Raw genomic sequence first — 18,720 nt, forward strand, 5'->3', positions numbered from 1 at the left:
CCGCTTGATAAAACCGGACTTCTCGCAAAACTCGATGCTCATCTTGAGGCTATCATTCTACCGCCCCCGGACGGCTTCGGTCCGGGGAAACCGCCGAGCGGACAGGCACCAGCGGGCATGGAATCCCAATCTTCCCACGAACGCCCCGGATTAGCCCATGTCATTGGCGGACCCGCCCGAACCCTTGCACCTGCTCGCAGCCTGCCCGGACTGGAACCCACCCCATCCCCCCGGCTTCACATTGCTGGACCGGACCCCCGGCACCCCTCTCCTGGAATCGATACTCGCCGCCCACCCCGCCGGTTTGGCCTTGGACGGCGACGCGCCGGAATCCGAAGGGCTGGAGTTGCTGGCCGCGATCCGGCGCTGCCCGGAACTCGACGCGACCCGCTTGTTCCTGCTGTCGCGCTCCCCCGCGACCCGCGCCGCGGCCTACGCCCTCGGGGCCGACGAATGCCTGCCGAAGCCCTGTACGCCTGAGCAACTGGCCGAGGCATTCCACCAACACGGGCGTTTCGAGCTGACCTTCTGGGGGGTGCGCGGCACCCTGCCCATCCCCGGCCCCAAGACCCTGAAATATGGCGGCAACACCTCCTGCGTCGGACTCCGCATCGGCGGGCACCGCCGCTTCGTATTCGACGCCGGCACGGGATTACGCCTGCTGTCCAACCACCTGATGCAGACCGGCGGGGGCCGCTTCGATGGGCGGATTTTCATTTCCCACCCGCATTGGGACCATTTCAACAGCCTGCCGTTTTTCCAACCGCTGTATTTCCCCGGCAACCATATCGTCCTGCACGGGCCGCCCCAGGGCGAGCGCAAGCTGCGGAATTTGATCGACGACCAGATGGACGGGATTTTCTTCCCGATCACGGTCGGGGCGTTCCAGGCCGAGGTGGAATACCTGGACCTGTGGGAAGGCGTGCATCGCTTCGACGGGGTGCGGGTCGAGGCCAAGCGCCTATGCCATCCGGGGTATTGCCTCGCCTACCGGGTCGATTACCAAGGCCGTTCGGTCGCCTATGTGACCGATAACGAATTGGGCACGCGCGGCCCGGACGACGCCTCGCTACGGGAATTGATCGGCTTCCTGGAGGGCGTCGATGTGCTGATCCACGATTGCACCTATTTCGACGACGAATATCCCAAGCGGGTGAACTGGGGCCATTCCAGCATCGGGCAGGCCAGCCGCTTGGCCCACGAGGCCGATGCCCGCTATTTCTACCTGTTCCACCACGACCCCGACCACAGCGACGCCGATATCGAGCGGAAACTGGCGCTGGCCGAGGGGCATCTACACGGCCTGGGTTCCGCAACCCGCTGCCGCATCGCGGGCGAAGGCGATAGCCTGCGGATCGACCGCTTGGCCTGAAGCTTGGCGCTAATGCCCGCGGACCGGCTCCGGCGTCGCGGGCGGGGACCGCTCCGCCGCCGCCGGACACTCGCCCCGGAAATAAGCCCAGGCCTCGCAACGCCGTCCGCTGTCCGGTTCGATGCAAATCGTGCCGGTCGGGACGCCATTGGTCAGGACAGGCTCGGTACGCCAGCCGTCGGCGGCGCATTTGACATCGGCGGGATTGGGCAGCCGCGCCATCGCGGGCGGCTCCTGGGAAACCGCCGGACCACAGGCGCTCAGCAGCAAGGCCAGCATCGCGCCCCATCTTATTCCCCGTCGCATAGGAACCTCCTCGATGGCCCACGCCTAGGGCATGGGTTTGGCTTGGGTGATCGGGAAAATGGCCGCGTTGGCGCCCCGTATCCGTTTGGTGTAGGTGTGTTCGGCCTTGGAAGCGGACGCGGTGCCGACGTTCAAGCCCTCGTCGATGAATTCCATGGTCCGCTGCCCGCCCAAGGTCTGGCCGATACGCACCTTGCGTAGCTGCGCGACCTGGCCCGGTAGCCGCTTGCCGTTATAGGCGGCTTGCCCATTCTGGAAAGCCTGGGTGGCCGTCCCCGTGGACGCAGTGGCGGACAGGGCACCGCTGGCGGCCTGCGCCTGGGTTGCCGGTTTCGCGCTGGCGAACCAATCGGTGGGCAGATAGGCATAATCCCAATAATAGGAAAAATTATCCTCGTCCGATTCCTGTACCATGTTTTCCTCGTCCACTGACAAGGCCACGTAATAAATCCCCACCGGAATCTTGTTGGAATCCTCGTCGTAGTTCACATTGAACGGCAAGGGCGGCGGATTGGAAAAATCATCGCGGGAAACAGCCTGGTTCGGGGCCAAGCCCTGGCTAATCGTATCGTTCGCCACCACCCAATAATTCCCGGAAAAATCGATCAACTCCAGCTTGACCGTCCAACCGCCCGGCGCGGCCTGGGCACCGTAGTTATAGATATCGTAGCTCAAATAGCCCTCCCCGGTGCTATCCCAATAGGTATACCAATTACCGATATAAAGATCGGACAGGCTATTGGTCAGGGGGATGGATTGTTCGCTGATGGACACATTATTGGACTCGTTCGACTCCGGGATATCGTTGAGATCGTCCAACAGCAGGGCCAGGTAATAATCGCCGGGCTCGATACCGGTGGGGAACTGGAATTCGATGCCATTGCCCTCGGCGATATTGCGATAGGCGCTTTCGCCGGTTTTGAGGTCGAAGGGGATGGGCTCGTAGACCAGATAAAGATCGCTGGCGTTGATGACGCGGTCCTTGGACAACATCAGGCTGACATTGGCCGCGCCTTCCGCCACCGTGGCCTGGCCGCCGTTCGAGACTTCCCATTCCAACTCCCCGCTGCCGCCCAGGGTATAGCCCGTCACCCGCACATCCCAGCTATTGATCTGCAAATCGGCCAGTTCGCTGGCGGGCGGGGGCGGCACCGGATCGGGCGTCGGGGTAATATCGCCGTCGGGCGCGTCGTCCATCACCCACATCTGGAAGATGATGCCCTTGTCGCGGATGAAGTCGTAGGGCATCCAGAAAAAGCCTTTATCACCCCAGCCCGTGCCCCAGGAATTGATGACCTTGATGGCCCCGCCATAGCGGTTGTTGTCGTAACCCACGGCGGTCACGGCGTGCAGGCCATGCGGCCCGTTGTTGCTGCCGGCGTCGGAGTTGTAGACCGAATCCGTCCCTTGCAGGTGGTAGAACTGGTCGTAGACCTTGATCCCCAACACCACCGGGCGGCGCTGGGCCAGCGCGGCTTTCAAGCCTTGCAGGTCTTCCACCCGCTTGTAGTCCAGCCCTTTGAATTTGGCCCCTTCCTCGATGGCCGCCAGATCGGGCTGAGTCCAATAATCCCGGTCCGAATAAGGCATGGTGGCCAGCGTGGCCGCGCCCTTGCCCGCCGCCGGTCCCTGGCCGATCACCACATCCAGCGCATCGTAAATCTGCGAGCCGTTGTCCTCGCCACCGTTGATCTGGTTGTAGAGATAGGCCGGGCTGAACAAATGCGCGACCGTATCGAGCGACCAGCCCAATTCCACCTCTTCCTGATAGCTCTTCAAGGCATAGGCCACGGCCCAGGCCACGCAACTGCCCTGCTGGCCCTGGTCGCCGGGCACCGGGAAGCTGGGGCTGAGGTCCACCGAAGGCGGTTCGGTGGGCGCGGCCCCGGCGGAACCCAGCAGGTCGCCCGAAAGCTGGGAACGGCCGTAGCCGGAATAGGTCTTGCCGTCGATGGTCTGCCCGCCGGTGCCCTTGTCGCCGTTGTCGGGCTGGACCTGGATTTGCACCTCGGCCTCGGGGCTGAACAACCGGCCATCGCTGACCCGGTAGGACAGTGCGAGGGTACCCTGGAACCCGGCGGCGAAGGCGACATAGAGCAGCCCGCTCTTGGAATCGACATAGGCGCTGGTATAGCCGGTGCCCTGGGCGGGGGCGGTCAGTTCATAGCTCAGGGTGTCGTTGTCGGGATCGCTGCCCGAGAGTTGCACTTGCAGATAGGGCAGCGCCGGGTCGGCGGTCTGGCCCAGGGCGTGGGCGGTGGGGGCGCGGTTGGCGGTGGCCACGACGACGCTGGCATTGGCGCTGTTGTTGGCGGGGTTGGGATCGCGCTTGGCCGATTTCACGCTGGCGCTACTGTCCAGCCCGCCCTCGGCCCGCGGCGTCACCAGGATCGACCAGGACGCGCTGGCACCGGGCCGCAGCCGCTTGAGCTTGCAAGTGATGCGGTTTTGGCGGCGGGCCTTGGGGCTGGCGAAACGGCAACCGGGCGAAGCCGATTTGAACACCGCCCCGGCGGGCAGGGTATCGGTCAGCACCACGCCCAGCGCGGCCTTGGGACCGGGATTGGCGACGGTCAGCGCATAGGTCAGGTTCTCGCCCACCGCGACCGGATTGGGGATGGCGTCCAGGGTCAAGGCGAGGTCGGTGCCCGCGGCCCCGGCCCCGCCGGGCAGCCAGGGCAGGGTCAACAGGGCCAGCAGCAAGCGTGGATTCATCGGTCGGTTCATCCTATCCTCCTTGGCGGTGAAGGCCGGGCCTGGGGGACCCAGGCTGGTGGCGGGGCTTGGCAACGGAACCCGTAGCCCGGAACACAGCGGCGATGGAAACTCAAGCGGCCCCGGAAACAAAATAGCGCGTCATGGCGTCGGCGTCGAAGCGGTCGGCCAGGAAAAACGGCTCGCGCCCCCGGTGGGCGCACAAGCGGATCAAAGCCTCGCGGCGGGCGGCGAACGCGGCCCGGAACCGCTCCCGGAGCGCCGGACGCATGAACAAACGCCGCCGCGCCCCGGTTTCCGGGTCTCCGATAGCCACCAACCCGAATTGTGGCAGCCGCTGGTATTCGGCGCTATCCCACACCACCACCGGCACCACATCGTGCCGCACCAGCGCATCCAGCAGCCCTTCGGCCCAAGCCAGCGGGAAATGGAAATCCGACACCAGGAACACCAGCGCCCGCCGCCGGCCCAGATGTGGCGCGGCTTCCAACAATCCCCCGGCGGAACGGCCCGTCGGCGTGAAATCCTTCAGCCGGGCTTCGAGTTCCGGTCCCGCGCCCTTGTGGAAACGGCAAGGCAGGCACAGTTCCCAGCGGATATGCTCGTCGCAGCCGATAAACCCGAACCCATCGCCGCTCCGGTAGGCGGAATAGGCGCAGGCGGCGGCGAACCGGGCGAGCAGGTCGAGCTTGGCGGCGCTGCCCCGGAAGCCCATCGAGGCGGAAAGATCGGCCAGCACATAAACCGGAATGGAACAGCGCTGGCGGAAGGTACGGGTCAATAATTGCCCGAACGGATCGTGCAGGCTGGCGCGGAAATCGAGATGGCGCGGATCGGGATGGGCCAGGAACGGCGCATGGCCCGCGAATTCGTGGCCGCCGCCGAAACGGGCGCCGACATGGCCGCCCGGATGCAAGCCTGCCGTGCGCCAACCGACGGCATAATGGAATTCCGGGATCACGGCGCGGCCACCCGCCCCAGGATGCCCGCCATCAACGCGCCGATCACGGCTTCGCGGCGCAATTCGTAGACCGGGGTGAGGAACACCCGGTGCGCCGTGGTCTCGACGAACACCCGCTGTATATCCTCCGGCAGCAGATAATCGCGCCCGTCCAGCCAAGCCGCCACCCGCGCCGCCCGCATCATCATACTCATGCCGCGGGGACTGGCCCCAGCCAGGATCAACTGCTCCATATGCACGCCGTCCAGTTTCACCCCGTAATCCTGGGGCTTGCGGGTGGCCTGCCAGAGATCGAGCGCGTAGCGTTGCAAGGTCGGGCTGGCCTGGATGCCGTTCTGGATGGCGCGGGCGATATCGGGAATCTCGCGGTGAGCCAGGACGCCGGGCCGGACGTTCTCGATCAGCCGGTCCACATCGTGGAACCGCGGCTCGAACATCAGGGCCAGCCGCAGATCGGGATCGTCCGGCGTCTCGATATGCAGCTCCATCATGAAGCGGTCGCGGGCCGCCGAGGGCATCTCGAAGGTTTCCTCCTTCTCCACCCGGTTGCGGTCGGCGAACACCTGGAGATAGGGAAACACCTGCTCGCGGTTGAAGGCGGTGACGCTGCGCTCCGCCATCACCCTGAGCAACAGCGAATGCACCTGGGGCCGGGCGCGGTTGACCTCGTTGAAGAAGAACACGGACAGGTTTTCGCCGTGCTTGAGGATGGGTCCGGGATCGACCCTGGGCTTGCCCTGCTCGTCGATATAGGTGTGGTAGACCAGATCGCCGGGCATCAGGTCGATGGTGCCCTCGATGCGCTCGTAAGCCCCGCCCAAGCCCCGCGCCACCGCCCGCAGCAAGGTGGTCTTCCCCACCCCGACATCGCCCTCCAGCATCACATGGCCGCGGGCGAAGACCGCGACGGTGATCTGGCGCACGGCGTGGTCGAGTCCCACCACGGCCTTATGGATTTCGCGCTCGAACTCCAGGGCGCGGTCGCGCCATTCGGCGAGCAGGCGGTCTTTGTCGAAAGCGTGGTTCGGATTCGGTTCGGCGGCTGGCATGGAGGCTATCGGCGGGTGGCGGTCGGAGCGGATAGTTTAGCGCCCAACAACAAAAACCCCGCATCAGCGGGGTTTCGCGGGGTCCGGGCCGGAAGGCGGGCTTCAGGCTTTGGAGGCCGGGCTGGGAATCAGATCGTCGAAGCGCTTGACTTGGTCCTGGCCGAAGTAGATCAATTGCAAGCCGATATCGAGCAGCAATTGGTGCAGCTTGGTGAACTTATAGATGCTGTACACCAGATAGCCCAGGGCCGCGATGCCGATCCCCCCGGCGACCCCCACCGGCAGGCCCAGCCCCTGGAACAGGTGGATGATCTGGAACATGACATCCAAGGGCAGGACCAGCAACACGCCGAAATAGACCAGCATCATGAAGGTGAACATCACGAAAACGATGAACTTGAAGACCTTCGCCAGAATCGCTTCTGTTTTCATGGATAGATTTTCCTCTTATGGGTTCAATGCGATGGAATCGGGAATTCTGGAATAGCGGCCAGCGGCGGGCGGAAACCTGTCCCCCGGAAAAACAAAAAGCCGTGGCGTTCCCGGCTTCCTGGATTGGGGCTATTCAAAACCGGGGCATTCTAGCACAAGGCATGTCCCCGGATGCCCGGAGGCCCTTGGGAAAAGACCGTTTCCCGCGATGAGCGATGCGGGAGCCGGGGTGTTGCCGGACCTGGACGCCGACCCTGGGCCGGGACGGCGGAACCCTGGGGATTTTGACCTAAAATGGCCGTCTCCCCGGACCCCAACCGGCCTGGGTCCGCCGTGTCGCCCAACACCCAACACCCCCTCCTCCCATGACCGACCTTCAACACATACTCGAACAATACCGACAGGGCACGCTCGATCTCGACGGTTTGCGGCGGGCCTTGGGCCTTTACGCGGAGCGCGGGGCGGAAGCCCGGAGCGCGCTGGCCGACCGGCTGCATGCCGAATATTCGGCGGGGCGCTTGGCGGCATCCGCCTATTTCGCCTTGGAGCCCTGGGTGCGCGGCGGCGCGGACCCGGCGGCACCGACGGTGGTGGTGGGCGATGCGCTGGACGCGGACCGCACTTTCGCGCTGGGCTTGGCCGAAGCCACCCTGGTGGTCGGTGGTCCGGCGGGCGATGCACCGACCCTGGTCGGCGGCGCTCCGGGGAACGCCGATGCGACCCTGCGGGTCGCCGCCGCCGAAGCGACCGTGGTGGTCGGCCCCCGCCTGGACGACGCGCCCACCCTGGCCTGCGTCGAGGCGGACGGCACCCGGATCGCGCCCGGCCCCGCGGGCGACGATCCGACCTGGGCGCTGCCCCTGGCCGAGGCCACGCTGGCGGTGGGGCGTCCCGACGACGCCACGGCGGTGGCGGGCAACCCCACCAGTCCCACCCCGCCGCCGGAACCCCCCAAGCACCGCACCGAAGCCACCTACGGCACCCAGGCCGCCACCCGCGCCCAACCCCACCCCACGCCCCGCGCCGACCGCCCCCTGCAAATCGGCATGATGCTGAAAGAGCGCTTCGTGTTGGAAGAAGTGATCGGCGGCGGCGGCATGGGCACGGTGTTCAAGGCGCTGGATATGCGCAAGAGCGAAGCCCGCGACCGCGAACCCTATGTGGCGCTCAAGGTGCTGAACCCCGAATTCCGCGACAACCCCATCGCCTTGATCGCCTTGCAGCGCGAGACCAAGCGGGCGCAGACGCTATCCCATCCCAACATCATCAATGTGTTCGACTTCGACCGCGACGGCAGCCATGTCTTCATGTCGATGGAATACCTCGCGGGCCGTCCGCTCAACCAGATAATCCGGGAAGCGCCCGGCGGGATGCCGTTCAAAAAGGCTTGGCCGCTGATCCGGGCCATGGCCGACGCCCTGGGATACGCCCATAGCAAGGACGTGGTGCATTCCGATTTCAAACCGGGCAATGTGTTCCTGGACAGCCATGGCGAGGTGCGGGTGTTGGATTTCGGCATCGCCTGCGCGGCGGGCCGGGCGGAGAAGGCGGGCGCGGACGCCACCATCTTCAACGCCCGCGACCTGGGGGCGCTGACCCCGGCCTACGCCAGCCTGGAGATGATCCAGCGCCAAGACCCCGACCCCCGCGACGATCTATATGCCCTGGGCTGCGTGGCCTACGAACTGCTGACCGGCAAGCACCCGTATGGGAAGCTGGCCGCCGACAAGGCCTTGGAATTGAACATACAGGCCAAGCCGGTGCCGGGGCTGAACCGCAAGCAATGGCGCGGCTTGCAGCGGGCCATCGCCTTGAAGCGGGAAGACCGGGTGGCTTCCGCCGCCGAGTTCGCCAAGGATTTGCAGGTGCATACACCCGCGTTCTACGCCCTGTGGGCGCTGGCCTTGGTGGCGGCGGGCAGCAGCGGGGCCAGTGTTTATTTCGGCCTGTTCGCGCCCAAGGAAGCGCCCAAGGTGGCGGTCCAGCTCAGCGAGGACCAGCGCAAGCAAATCGCCGACCTGCTGGAATTGGCCGCCATCCATTACGAGGTCGGCTATCTGACCGCGCCGACCGGGAGCAATGCCCTCTGGGCCTATCAGGAGGTGTTGAAGATCGACCCCTACAACGGCGACGCCATCAAGGGCTTGCGGAAGATCGCCGACGCCCAGGAACAAGCGGCGTGGCAGGCGTTCGAGCAGGGCAATAGCGCCGAGAGCTTGAAGAAGGTGGTGGATGGTTTGGAAGCGGTGCCGGACCATCCGGGGTTGGTGGCTTTGCGGAAGAAATTGGAGCGGTGAGGGTCCGCTTGGAGACCGTACCGGGCGGCGTTCCGGCCCCCGCCCGGATGGGGGGCGGGACAGGCCGGACGCGGCTTTTGGTTTACTTCAAGCCCGGAACCTTGAAGCCGGTGATTTTGATCAGGTCGTCGGTCCCGAAACCATCGTATGCCGGCATATTGGTGTCGTCCGAGTGCTGGATGGACACGAACGCGGTGGAGCCGTCGCCGATGAAGATGAAACCGGTGGGTTCGGCCTTGGTGTCCTTCACGGACAGGATTCTAGCGCAACCATCGGTCTTGATGTCGCGGTCGGCACCGTCCGGCAAACAGGCGAAGATATCGCCGTTGTCATGGTCTTCCACCACGTATAGGTTGCCGGTGCGCGGCTGGAAGTCCAGATTGTCGAAGGAATTGAAATCGGTGTCGCCCTCGACGAAGCGGTTGACGACGGTGGTGCGGCCCGCGGTGTTGAGCGGGTTGCTGTCCACGGCGCAAACGACCTCGGCGTAGTTCTTGCCGCCTTCGTTGCCGGTATCGGTCCAACAAACCCGGACCGCGGTGGGCACGCTGGGATTGCTGTAACGGATGTCCTGGTGCAGGTCTTCGGGACGGTAATAGCCGGTGGCCCCCTTGGTATCGGCTTCGCCGCGGGCATTGGCGGCGGCGACCTCGATCCAGCCGGCGTTGCCGATTTCGCAGCCCTGGCCGAACTGCGTCCCGGTGGTGCAGGAAATCTGCATGGCGTAGACCTTGCCATCGACCAGCGGGGAATCGTTCAGGTCGGCGATGTTGCCGGCCACGCCACGCGGGGCGGTGGGGATGAACTTGAAGATCGCGCCGCCATCGACATCGGGAGCGGCGGTGCCCGGACGCAGTTCGTCGCCCGCGATGATCACGCCGGTCGGCAGCACGGCCAGGCCTTCCCAGGCCATGGTCGGCAGGGCGGTGCGTTTGACGATATTGCCGGCGGTCGGGCCGGAGATGGTGCCGGCGGCGCGGTTGGTCACGGTGTTTTCGGTCGTGGCCAGCGGCTTGATGATTTCGTAGGCGCCGCCATCGTCGGTTTCCTCGGTGGCGAGGATGGTGCCCCACGGGGTGCGGCGGATACCGTCGCAGCCATCCATGCCGCGCAGCAGGGTATCGACCTGGCCGGTGATCAGGTTGATGCGTTGCACGGACGGATTCATCTTGCCATTGGGCAGGGTTTCGGCATCGCTCTCGACACAGGTGATGAGATGGCTCGGGGCTTTGTCGTTCGGCCAGAACGCCATCATATCGGTGTGGTTGGCGGCGTTGCGGGTGACGTATTCGACGGTCAGGCCATCGGCCGCGGCGATCTGGTCGGCGGCGGACTGGCCTGGATTGCGGTAGCCCGTGCCAGGTGTGACCGGAGCGGTGGACGCCAGCGGCGCGTTGACGCCGAACAGGGCCGGCGCACGGTTGGCCATCTGGGTCTCGACGTATTTGCCGAAGTCGAAGGCGGAGGCCAGGTTGGGGAACGCGACGCCCGAGGCCAGCGCGGCGGCGATGGCCACGCGAATGGTGATAGCTTTCATGAGGCAGCCTTTATTCTTTCAAAAATTAACGGACTAGAAGGAGCGCCCTCCGTAGGGAAGGTCCGGCCTATGCTATTGCCCTGTCTTTACAGGCGGGCGGCGGTTTCGTTAAGAATCGGCAGCGGCGGTGCGCGCCGGGATGCCTTTGTGACTTCGACCCCGCCCAGCCATGGAGACCGGGAACCGGCTTAATCGGGTGCGCCCAGCCCAGCCCCCCGATTCAGCCCCCATTCATCCCGACCGGCGACAATGCCGCCCCAGACCTCACAAATGCCGCTTGGGATAATCCAGCCAAGCCAACCGCCCCGCACCCGCCATCACATGCGCCCAGGACTCCACTCCGAATTCCATCGCCGCCATCCCGCAAGTGGGCAGGTCGCCGATAGCGCCCTGCGCGAGTTTGTCCACCAGCCGGGTGAATCCTGGGTTGTGGCCGATCAGGTAGACGCATCCCCAGGCATCGTCCAAGCCTCGGATGAGTTCCATCACCACCGCAGGTTCCGGCAAATACAGGCCGGGCCGGAAATCGATGGCTCCGGGATCGTAGCCCACCTGGGCGGCGATCAACCGGGCGGTTTCGGCGGCGCGGACGGCGGGGCTGCTGACGATACGGTCGGGCAAGGCGTCGCGGAATTTCAAGACGCCACCCATGAACGGCGCGTCGCGCAGGCCGCGCTTGTTCAAGGGACGGTCGAAATCGGCCAGTCCTGGGTGGTCCCAACTGGATTTGGCATGGCGGATGACAATGAGGTTTTTCATGGCGCGGGCCTCCGGCGGTCTGGGGATGCCCGGCATTGTAACCGCCCCGGCGGCGACCGCATGGGACAGGGCCGGACCCAACCCGCGGCGACGCCCCAAACCGGCGCGGATACTGCGCCATGCCCCATAGGGTTATAATGTTTATTTGTGTAGCGAGCGCCGCCCGCCGGGCAAATCCCCGTCCCCGGCGGCGCGGGCCAGCGCCAGACTCGTGGTAACGACCGAAGGCCACGCCGGAAGTCGTCGTTTCGACCCGCCTCCCCCCGAAACAGTGATCGAGTTCCCGAAGGACAGAACAACAGTGAAAGCACGAAGAAACCGGATTGCCTTGTTATGCGCCTTGCTAATACCGGTTGCGGTCCACGCCGATCCCGGCAAGCCCACGCCCCCGCCCAACGCGGTCCCGGCCGCCCCGGCCCCCGACTCCAAGCCGCCCGCCAAGCCCTTCGAGTTCGCCGATGTCGAGCTGAAAGCCCGCGATTTGGCCGGTAAACCCTATGCGCGGGAGGATGCCGGGATGCCGGAATTCCTGGGGCAACTCGATTACGATCAATACCGCGATATCCGCTACAAGGCCGACAAGGCGCTGTGGAAGGACGAGGGCTTGCCGTTCCAAATCCAAGCCTTCCACCGCGGCTTCATCTTCAAGGACCGGGTGAGCATCAATATCGTCGATCATGGTTCCGCGACCCGGCTGGCCTATTCGCCGGAGTTGTTCGATTACGGCAAGAACCAATTCCCCGCCCCGCTACCGCCCGATCTGGGATTCGCCGGGCTGCGCTTCCATTACCCCTTGCGCCGCGACGAGGTCTACGACGAGGTGGCGGTGTTCCTGGGCGCGAGCTATTTCCGCGCCGTGGGCTTGGGACAAACCTATGGGCTGTCGGCCCGTGGGCTGGCACTGGACACCGGCCTCGCCAAGGCCGAGGAATTCCCGATCTTCCGCGAATTCTGGGTCCAAAAACCCACACAGAACGCGGGCGAATTGGTGGTCTATGCCTTGCTGGACAGCCCGAGCGTGACCGGGGCTTACCGCTTCACCCTACGGCCCGGCCTCGACCTCACCCTGGACGTGGCCAGCCGCCTCTATTTCCGCAAAGCCGTGGAACGGGTCGGCATCGCGCCCTTGACCAGCATGTTCTTCCATGGCGAGGACACCGACCGCTTCATGGACGATTTCCGGCCCGAGGTCCACGATTCCGATGGGCTCTTGCTGGGCCGCAGCACCGGCGAATGGGTCTGGCGTCCGCTCAACAATCCGCGCCAGCTCCGCATCAGCGTGTTCAAGGACTCGAAACCCTCCGGTTTCGGCCTGATGCAGCGCGACCGCGAATTCGACCATTACCAAGACCTGGAAGCCCAATACCACCGCCGTCCCGGTGCCTGGGTCGAAGCCTTGGGCGACTGGGGGCCGGGCGCGGTGTATTTGATCGAGATTCCCAGCGACGCCGAGAAATACGACAACATCGTCGCCTTCTGGGTACCGGACCAGCCCGCCACCGAGGGCAAGGAATTCCGCTTCGACTACCGCCTGCATTTCGCCCAGGAAGAATACACAGCGGTCAGCGGCGGCAAGGTGGTCGCCACCCGCATCGGTGCCGCCGAACCCGGCGACGGCCAGAACCGCAAGATCGTGGTCGATTTCGGCAGCCCCAGCCTCAAGATGCTCAGCCCCAAGGCCAAGGTCGGCGCCGAGGTCAGCGCCTCGTCCGGCAAGATCGGCAATCTGGTGGTCCACAAGAACGAGGAGAACGGCACCTGGCGCCTGAGCTTCGACCTGGAACCCGTGCCCGCCGAGAAGGACAAGGACAAGGTGCCGGTGGAATTGCGGGCCATGCTGAAATCGGGGCAGGATGTCCTGACCGAAACTTGGGTTTACCAGTGGAACGCCCGATGAGCCACGCCCACCCAACCGAACCGGCCCCCGGTTTTTTGCCGCACGAGGCTTCGGTGCGGGTCCAAGCCCAGGCCGGGGAGTATTGGCGGCGGCTGTGGCTGTCGGACCCGGCTTTGATCGCGCACCTGTCGGAGGAATGCCTACACCGGGCGCGTAAACGCATGGGACAGCAAGGTTCGGAGCAGGAATGGTTGATGCGCACGCTGGAAGAAGTCCAGCGCCGCTTCGACCACGCCTTGGCCCGCGCCCTGCGCTGGCCGCCCACGGTCGATGGCCACGTCCTCGCCGCCGCCCGCGCGGCTTTCCTGTTGAGCGGCGCACCGGGCGAGGGCGACGCCTTGTTCCGGCCGGGCGAGCCCGCGCCGGAATTCCAAGCCCGGTTGCAAGCCCTCCTGCCCCGTTCCACGCCGCCGGAAGCCCCGCTTTCCATGCCCCCGGCACCTTTACGCTTCTGGTTGTTCAAATCGCCCTAGCCCCTTCCAACCCCAAGGTTCCCCGGAATTCCCCATGGTCCCGTTCCCTCCCGTGCTGCCCCGCTACGTCATCGTGATCCGGCGCACCCTGTTCCTGATCCTGGTGGCGGTCACCACCATCGTGGCGCTCGCCATGATCACCAGCGCCTTCCAGCCCAATGGCATCACCCCGCAGGAACTGGTGCTGTTGTTCCTCTATACCTTGTTGATCCTGTGGATCAGCACCTCGTTCTGGACCGCGACCTTGGGATTCTGGTGCCTGCTCTGGGGCGGGGACAAGCGCGGCATCGGGCGGGTGCCGCCCACCGCCACCGGCCAGCCCGACCCCAGCCCCAAGCGCACCGCCCTGGTGATGCCGATCTACAACGAAGACCCGACGCGGGTGTTCGCGGGCCTCCGGTCCATCTATCAATCCCTGGTCGAGACCGGGCGTTCCGGCGAATTCGAACTCTTCATCCTCAGCGATACCCGCGATCCCGACACCTGGATGCGCGAGGAAGTGAACTGGTACCGCATGTGCCACGACTTCGACGCCCACGGCAAGATTTTCTACCGCAACCGCGAAAAGAACATCGCCCGCAAGAGCGGCAACCTGGAGGATTTCTGCCACCGCTGGGGCGGGCGCTACCGCTATATGATCGTGCTGGACGCCGACAGCATCATGGCCGGCGAGACCCTGGTGCAGATGGTGGAGCGCATGGAGGCCCATCCCCGCGTGGCCTTGATCCAATCGCCGCCGATCCCGGTCAACCAGACTTCCCTGTTCGCCCGCATTCTGCAATTCGCCAGCAGTTTCTACAGCGATGTGTTCATCGCCGGCATCAACTACTGGCAATTGTCCGGCAGCGGTTATTGGGGCCATAACGCCATCATCCGGCTGGCCCCGTTCACGCAACATTGCGGCCTGCCCAAATTGCCGGGCCGCGAGCCCTTCGGCGGCGAAATCTTCAGCCACGACTTCGTGGAAGCGGCCTTGCTGCGGGAAGCGGGCTGGGAAGTCTGGCTCGACCCCGAACTCAAGGGCAGCTACGAGGAACTGCCGCCCACCTTGATCGATTACGCCAAGCGCGACCGCCGCTGGTGCCAGGGCAATCTGCAACATCTGCGCATGGTGTTCGCACGCGGCTTTTCCGGGCTGAGCCGCCTCTACTTCCTGATGGGCATCATGTCCTATCTATCATCGCCCCTGTGGCTGATGTTCCTGATCCTGACCGGGCTGGAGGCCTACATCAAAAGCCAGACCATGCCGGTCTATTTCTTCGGCGACAACATCTTCCCGGTCTGGCCCGAGTCCTACGCGGTGGAAATGACCACGGTCCTGCTGGTCACCCTGGCCATGCTGTTCCTGCCCAAGCTGTGGAGCCTCCTGCTCCTGCTCACCCATCCCAAGGATTCCAAGAGTTTCGGCGGTTTCCTCAGGGCCACGCTCAGCGTGTTCCTGGAAAGCGTGTTCTCCATGCTGACCGCGCCGGTGTTGATGCTGTACCAGAGCAAATTCGTGTTCGCCATCCTGATGCGGCGCAGCGTGGGCTGGCCCGCGCAGAACCGCGACGAGCATCGTTTGAGCCTCAAGGAAGCCACCGCCGCCCACGGCGGGCAAACCCTGGTCGGGCTGGCGGCGGGCTGGGTCAGCTATGAATATGTGCCGGATTTCTTCCTGTGGCTGATCCCGGTGCTGGCCGGGCTGGTGCTGGCGATTCCGGTGTCGATGCTGTCGAGCAGCGCCGCGGTGGGCCGCTGGGCGCGGAAGCTCGGCATCTTCCTGATCCCCGAGGAATATCAAACGCCCCGCGTCCTCCAATTGCTGCACGAAAACCTCGCCCGTGGCGAGGCCGAAGCCGCCGCCCACGCCGCCGAAGGCGAAACCCGCAACGTGGCCGAACCCGGTGCCTATGCCCTGCATCTGGCCTTGCTGCCCCAGCGCCCGGTGAAGAAGCGCCAACGCCACGAGCTCAAGGCGCTGGTCTACCGCTTGGTCGAGGAAGGACCGGACAAGCTGTCCGGGGCCGACAAGCGCAGCCTCATCGCCGACCCCGAAACCCTGGCCCGCCTGCATACCCTGGCCTGGGCCGGGAAGGCGGGGGAAACCGCGCCCTCCGCCTGAGTTCCCCCATGGAGCAACGCCAAATTTCGCTGGAGCGCCATCAGGCGGCGCTCCGCGCCTGTGCCCGCTGTCCCGAGATGATCGGGCCGGTGATCGTGGGCCAGCCGGTGTTATCGCCGGTCTTGCTGATCGGCCAAGCGCCGGGCGGCAAGGAAGGCGTCCTCGGCAAGCCCTTCGCCTGGACGGCGGGCAAGACCTTGTTCCGCTGGTTCGCCGGGATCGGCGTGGAAGAGGAAGACTTCCGGCGGCGCGTCTACATGGCGGCGGTCTGCCGCTGCTTCCCCGGCAAGAACCCCAAGGGCGGCGACCGCGTGCCCGCCCCCGCCGAAATCGCCCGTTGCTCGGCTTGGCTGGACGCCGAATTGGAACTGCTGCGGCCCCGCCTCGTCATCCCGGTCGGCAAGCTGGCGATCCGGCAACTCCTCGAAGCCGACAAGCTCGACCAAGTCGTGGGCCTGGTCCATCGGCTGGAACGGCCCGGCTTGGAGGCCGATATCATCTCCCTGCCCCACCCTTCCGGCGCGTCCACCTGGCACCGCCGCGACCCCGGCAAAACCTTGCTCGAAGCCGCCCTGGGGCTGATCGCGGAGCATCCGGCCTGGCTGGAAATACGCCATTCCGCCTGAATCCCCCCAAAGTTGTACACAATCGGGCCTGTCAAGCCCGCCATGCCGCTTGACAGGCCCGTAAAAATACGGCTCAAACGCATCTATTTGATTTATATAGGGAATCCAGGTTGGCGAAAATCTCGCCAATCCAAGGGAAAGCCAAGCGGGACAAGCACTTGGGCGGGTTCCACGGATTTATTCCACAGACTTATCCACAGGTTCTGTGGATGACTGGGGGCGGGTGCCGCCAGGGGATTCATCCGCCTCCGGCTTCATCGGGAGGGACGTTCCAAAGCGGGTTGTCACGGGCTTCTGGATCGAGCTTGGCGACCCCGGATAGGGAGGAGATAATGGCGACCCGACCGCCGCACGACCCAGACCGCGCAAACCAACGATCCATCCCAACCCTCCGCCTATGCATCCCACCCATGATTCCCACCGCCCGTCCCGGCCCGAAACCTTCGTCGAGGTCTTGCGGGGGCACACGCTGGAACGCCCGGACCAGCCCGCGCTGACCTTTTTGGAGCATGGCGAACGGGAAGCTGCGGAATGGAGCTATGCCGAGTTGGACCAGCGGGCGCGGGCGTTGGCCGCCCGCTTGCAAGCCCTGGGGGCGGCAGGCCAACCGGTCTTGCTGGCCTATCCGCCGGGCTTGGAATTCGTCGCCGCGTTCTGCGCCTGCCTCTATGCCGGAGCCATCGCGGTACCGGTACCGTCGCCCCTGCCGGGCCGGATATCCCCCAGGACGGCGGCCATCGCGGCCGAGGTCCGACCGCGATGGGTATTGACCGCCTCGCCGTTGCTGGACAACCCGGCGTCGTGGCCAGGCCTTCCGCCCGGACTGGCCGAGGCCGCTTGGCTCGCGACCGACGTCCTCCCCGTCCACGGGGCGGAACACTGGTCGCCCCCGGTCCTCGATGGCCAGTCCTTGGCTTTCGTCCAATTCACCTCGGGATCGATCCAAGCGCCCAAGGGCGTCGCCATCGGCCATGCCAACCTGCTCGCCAACCTGGACATGATCCGCGCGGCCTTCGGCCACGACGCCGAAACCCGCGTGGTGAACTGGCTCCCGCTGTCCCATGACATGGGGCTGGTCGGGGGCGTATTGCAACCCTTGTTCGTGGGCGGGCGGACCGTGCTGATGTCGCCGCTCGACTTCATGCAGAAACCGGCCCGCTGGCTGTCGGCGATCTCCCGCTATCGCGCCACCAGCAGCGGCGGGCCGAATTTCGCCTATGAATTGAGCGCGAACCGGATACGCCCGGACCCAGCCGGGGCATTCGACCTGAGCGGTTGGCGCGTGGCTTTTTGCGGGGCGGAGCCGGTCCGCGCCGATACCCTGGCCCGCTTCGCCGCGAAGTTCGCCCCGGCCGGGTTCCAAGCCCGGGCCTTGTTTCCCTGCTACGGTTTGGCGGAAGCGACCCTGTTCGTGAGCGGCGGCCCCAAGGACCGCGGGGTACGCACCATCGATGTATCGACGGACACCACCACGGGCGCACCCCGCAGCGCGGTGGGTTGCGGCCTGGGTGGCGGGCCGGGCCAGCGCATCGCGATTGTCGATCCCGGAACCGGAATCTTGGTGCCGCCGGGACAAACCGGCGAAATCTGGGTGGCCGGGCCGCATGTGGGGCGCGGTTATTGGGGCAGGCCCGAGGAAACCCAGGCGGTATTCAACGCCCGGATCGCGGGCGTGGACGGGCCTTATCTCCGCACGGGCGATCTGGGTTTCATCGCCGACGGCGAATTGTTCATCGCCGGGCGGCTCAAGGATGTCATGATCGTGCGGGGGATCAAGCACCATCCCGAAGATATCGAAACGACGGTGGCCCGGAGCCACCCCGCCCTGGCCTGCGGGGGTGGGGCCGCTTTCGCGGTGGCCACTGGCGAGGGCGAGCAGGTGGTGGTATTGCAGGAAGTGACCCGTCCCGTCCCGGCCCACGCGGATTTGGCGGCCTTGGCCCAAGCGGCTTTCAAGGCCGTCTGCGAAGCGCATGGGGTGCGGCCTTACGAGCTGAGGCTGTTGCGCCCCGGTGCCTTGCCCAGGACGCCTAGCCATAAAGTCCAGAGGCACTTGTGCCGGATCGAATACCAGGCGGACAGGCTCCAGACTTTATGGACGCTGTCCGGCCAGCGCCGCACCGATGCTTTGGGCGGGCCCTAACCACCATCGCGACCGGGCGATTCTGCTACCTTTTAGTATCCCCAATCCT

At 65.3% G+C, this 18,720-nt stretch carries 14 protein-coding genes; 7 read left to right on the forward strand and 7 right to left on the reverse strand.

Going from position 1 to position 18,720, the window contains the following annotated elements:
- The first annotated feature begins 157 nt into the window (after positions 1-157).
- Positions 158-1,372 carry an MBL fold metallo-hydrolase gene (locus K5658_RS19035; protein WP_221064650.1) on the forward strand — a complete coding sequence of 405 codons (1,215 nt, stop codon included), beginning with the start codon at positions 158-160 and terminating at the stop codon, positions 1,370-1,372.
- Between the two features lie 9 nt (positions 1,373-1,381).
- Here the strand turns inward: K5658_RS19035 and K5658_RS19040 are convergent, their stop codons facing one another.
- The 5 genes from K5658_RS19040 to K5658_RS19060 form a co-directional block, all read right to left on the reverse strand.
- Positions 1,382-1,678 (reverse strand): putative hemolysin, encoded by a 297-nt coding sequence (locus K5658_RS19040; RefSeq protein ID WP_221064651.1) that lies wholly within the window; start codon positions 1,676-1,678, stop codon positions 1,382-1,384.
- Positions 1,679-1,702: 24 nt separating this feature from the next.
- Complete coding sequence (locus K5658_RS19045) at positions 1,703-4,405, reverse strand: CARDB domain-containing protein (protein WP_221064652.1); 2,703 nt, start codon at positions 4,403-4,405, stop codon at positions 1,703-1,705.
- A gap of 100 nt (positions 4,406-4,505) precedes the next feature.
- Positions 4,506-5,354, reverse strand: a complete 849-nt coding sequence (locus K5658_RS24015; protein ID WP_221064653.1) for a DUF58 domain-containing protein — start codon at positions 5,352-5,354, stop codon at positions 4,506-4,508.
- Positions 5,351-6,403, reverse strand: coding sequence for an AAA family ATPase (locus tag K5658_RS19055; protein ID WP_221064654.1), 1,053 nt, complete (start codon positions 6,401-6,403; stop codon positions 5,351-5,353). The genes K5658_RS24015 and K5658_RS19055 overlap by 4 nt, the downstream gene beginning before the upstream one ends.
- A 102-nt stretch (positions 6,404-6,505) precedes the next feature.
- Entirely contained in the window at positions 6,506-6,835 is a 330-nt protein-coding gene (locus K5658_RS19060) for a hypothetical protein (protein WP_221064655.1), read from the reverse strand.
- A gap of 365 nt (positions 6,836-7,200) precedes the next feature.
- Here K5658_RS19060 and K5658_RS23700 point away from each other — a divergent pair, with 365 nt between their 5' ends.
- On the forward strand, positions 7,201-9,132 hold the full coding sequence (locus tag K5658_RS23700) for a serine/threonine-protein kinase (RefSeq protein ID WP_246628503.1): 1,932 nt from the start codon (positions 7,201-7,203) through the stop codon (positions 9,130-9,132).
- A gap of 82 nt (positions 9,133-9,214) precedes the next feature.
- On the opposite strand, the gene K5658_RS19070 is transcribed toward K5658_RS23700, so the two are convergent.
- Together K5658_RS19070 and K5658_RS19075 are read right to left on the reverse strand one after the other, a co-directional pair.
- Positions 9,215-10,669: an alkaline phosphatase PhoX gene (locus K5658_RS19070; RefSeq protein WP_221064656.1), complete on the reverse strand. Its 1,455-nt coding sequence runs from the start codon at positions 10,667-10,669 to the stop codon at positions 9,215-9,217.
- Between the two features lie 264 nt (positions 10,670-10,933).
- On the reverse strand, positions 10,934-11,428 hold the full coding sequence (locus K5658_RS19075; protein WP_221064657.1) for a SixA phosphatase family protein: 495 nt from the start codon (positions 11,426-11,428) through the stop codon (positions 10,934-10,936).
- Between the two features lie 301 nt (positions 11,429-11,729).
- Here K5658_RS19075 and K5658_RS19080 point away from each other — a divergent pair, with 301 nt between their 5' ends.
- From K5658_RS19080 to K5658_RS19100, 5 genes are all read left to right on the forward strand, one after another.
- Positions 11,730-13,325 (forward strand): OpgD/OpgG family glucan biosynthesis protein, encoded by a 1,596-nt coding sequence (locus K5658_RS19080; RefSeq protein ID WP_246628504.1) that lies wholly within the window; start codon positions 11,730-11,732, stop codon positions 13,323-13,325.
- A complete protein-coding gene (locus K5658_RS19085) occupies positions 13,322-13,798 on the forward strand; it encodes a hypothetical protein (protein ID WP_221064658.1) in 477 nt (158 codons plus the stop codon). The genes K5658_RS19080 and K5658_RS19085 overlap by 4 nt, the downstream gene beginning before the upstream one ends.
- A gap of 34 nt (positions 13,799-13,832) precedes the next feature.
- Positions 13,833-15,902: a glucans biosynthesis glucosyltransferase MdoH gene (gene mdoH, locus K5658_RS19090; protein ID WP_221064659.1), complete on the forward strand. Its 2,070-nt coding sequence runs from the start codon at positions 13,833-13,835 to the stop codon at positions 15,900-15,902.
- A gap of 77 nt (positions 15,903-15,979) precedes the next feature.
- A complete protein-coding gene (locus K5658_RS19095; RefSeq protein WP_221067040.1) occupies positions 15,980-16,528 on the forward strand; it encodes a uracil-DNA glycosylase family protein in 549 nt (182 codons plus the stop codon).
- A 397-nt stretch (positions 16,529-16,925) separates the two neighbouring features.
- On the forward strand, positions 16,926-18,671 hold the full coding sequence (locus K5658_RS19100) for a fatty acyl-AMP ligase (protein WP_221064660.1): 1,746 nt from the start codon (positions 16,926-16,928) through the stop codon (positions 18,669-18,671).
- Positions 18,672-18,720 lie beyond the last annotated feature (49 nt).

The sequence above is a fragment of the Methylomagnum ishizawai genome (genome assembly GCF_019670005.1).
GTDB lineage: Bacteria > Pseudomonadota > Gammaproteobacteria > Methylococcales > Methylococcaceae > Methylomagnum > Methylomagnum ishizawai.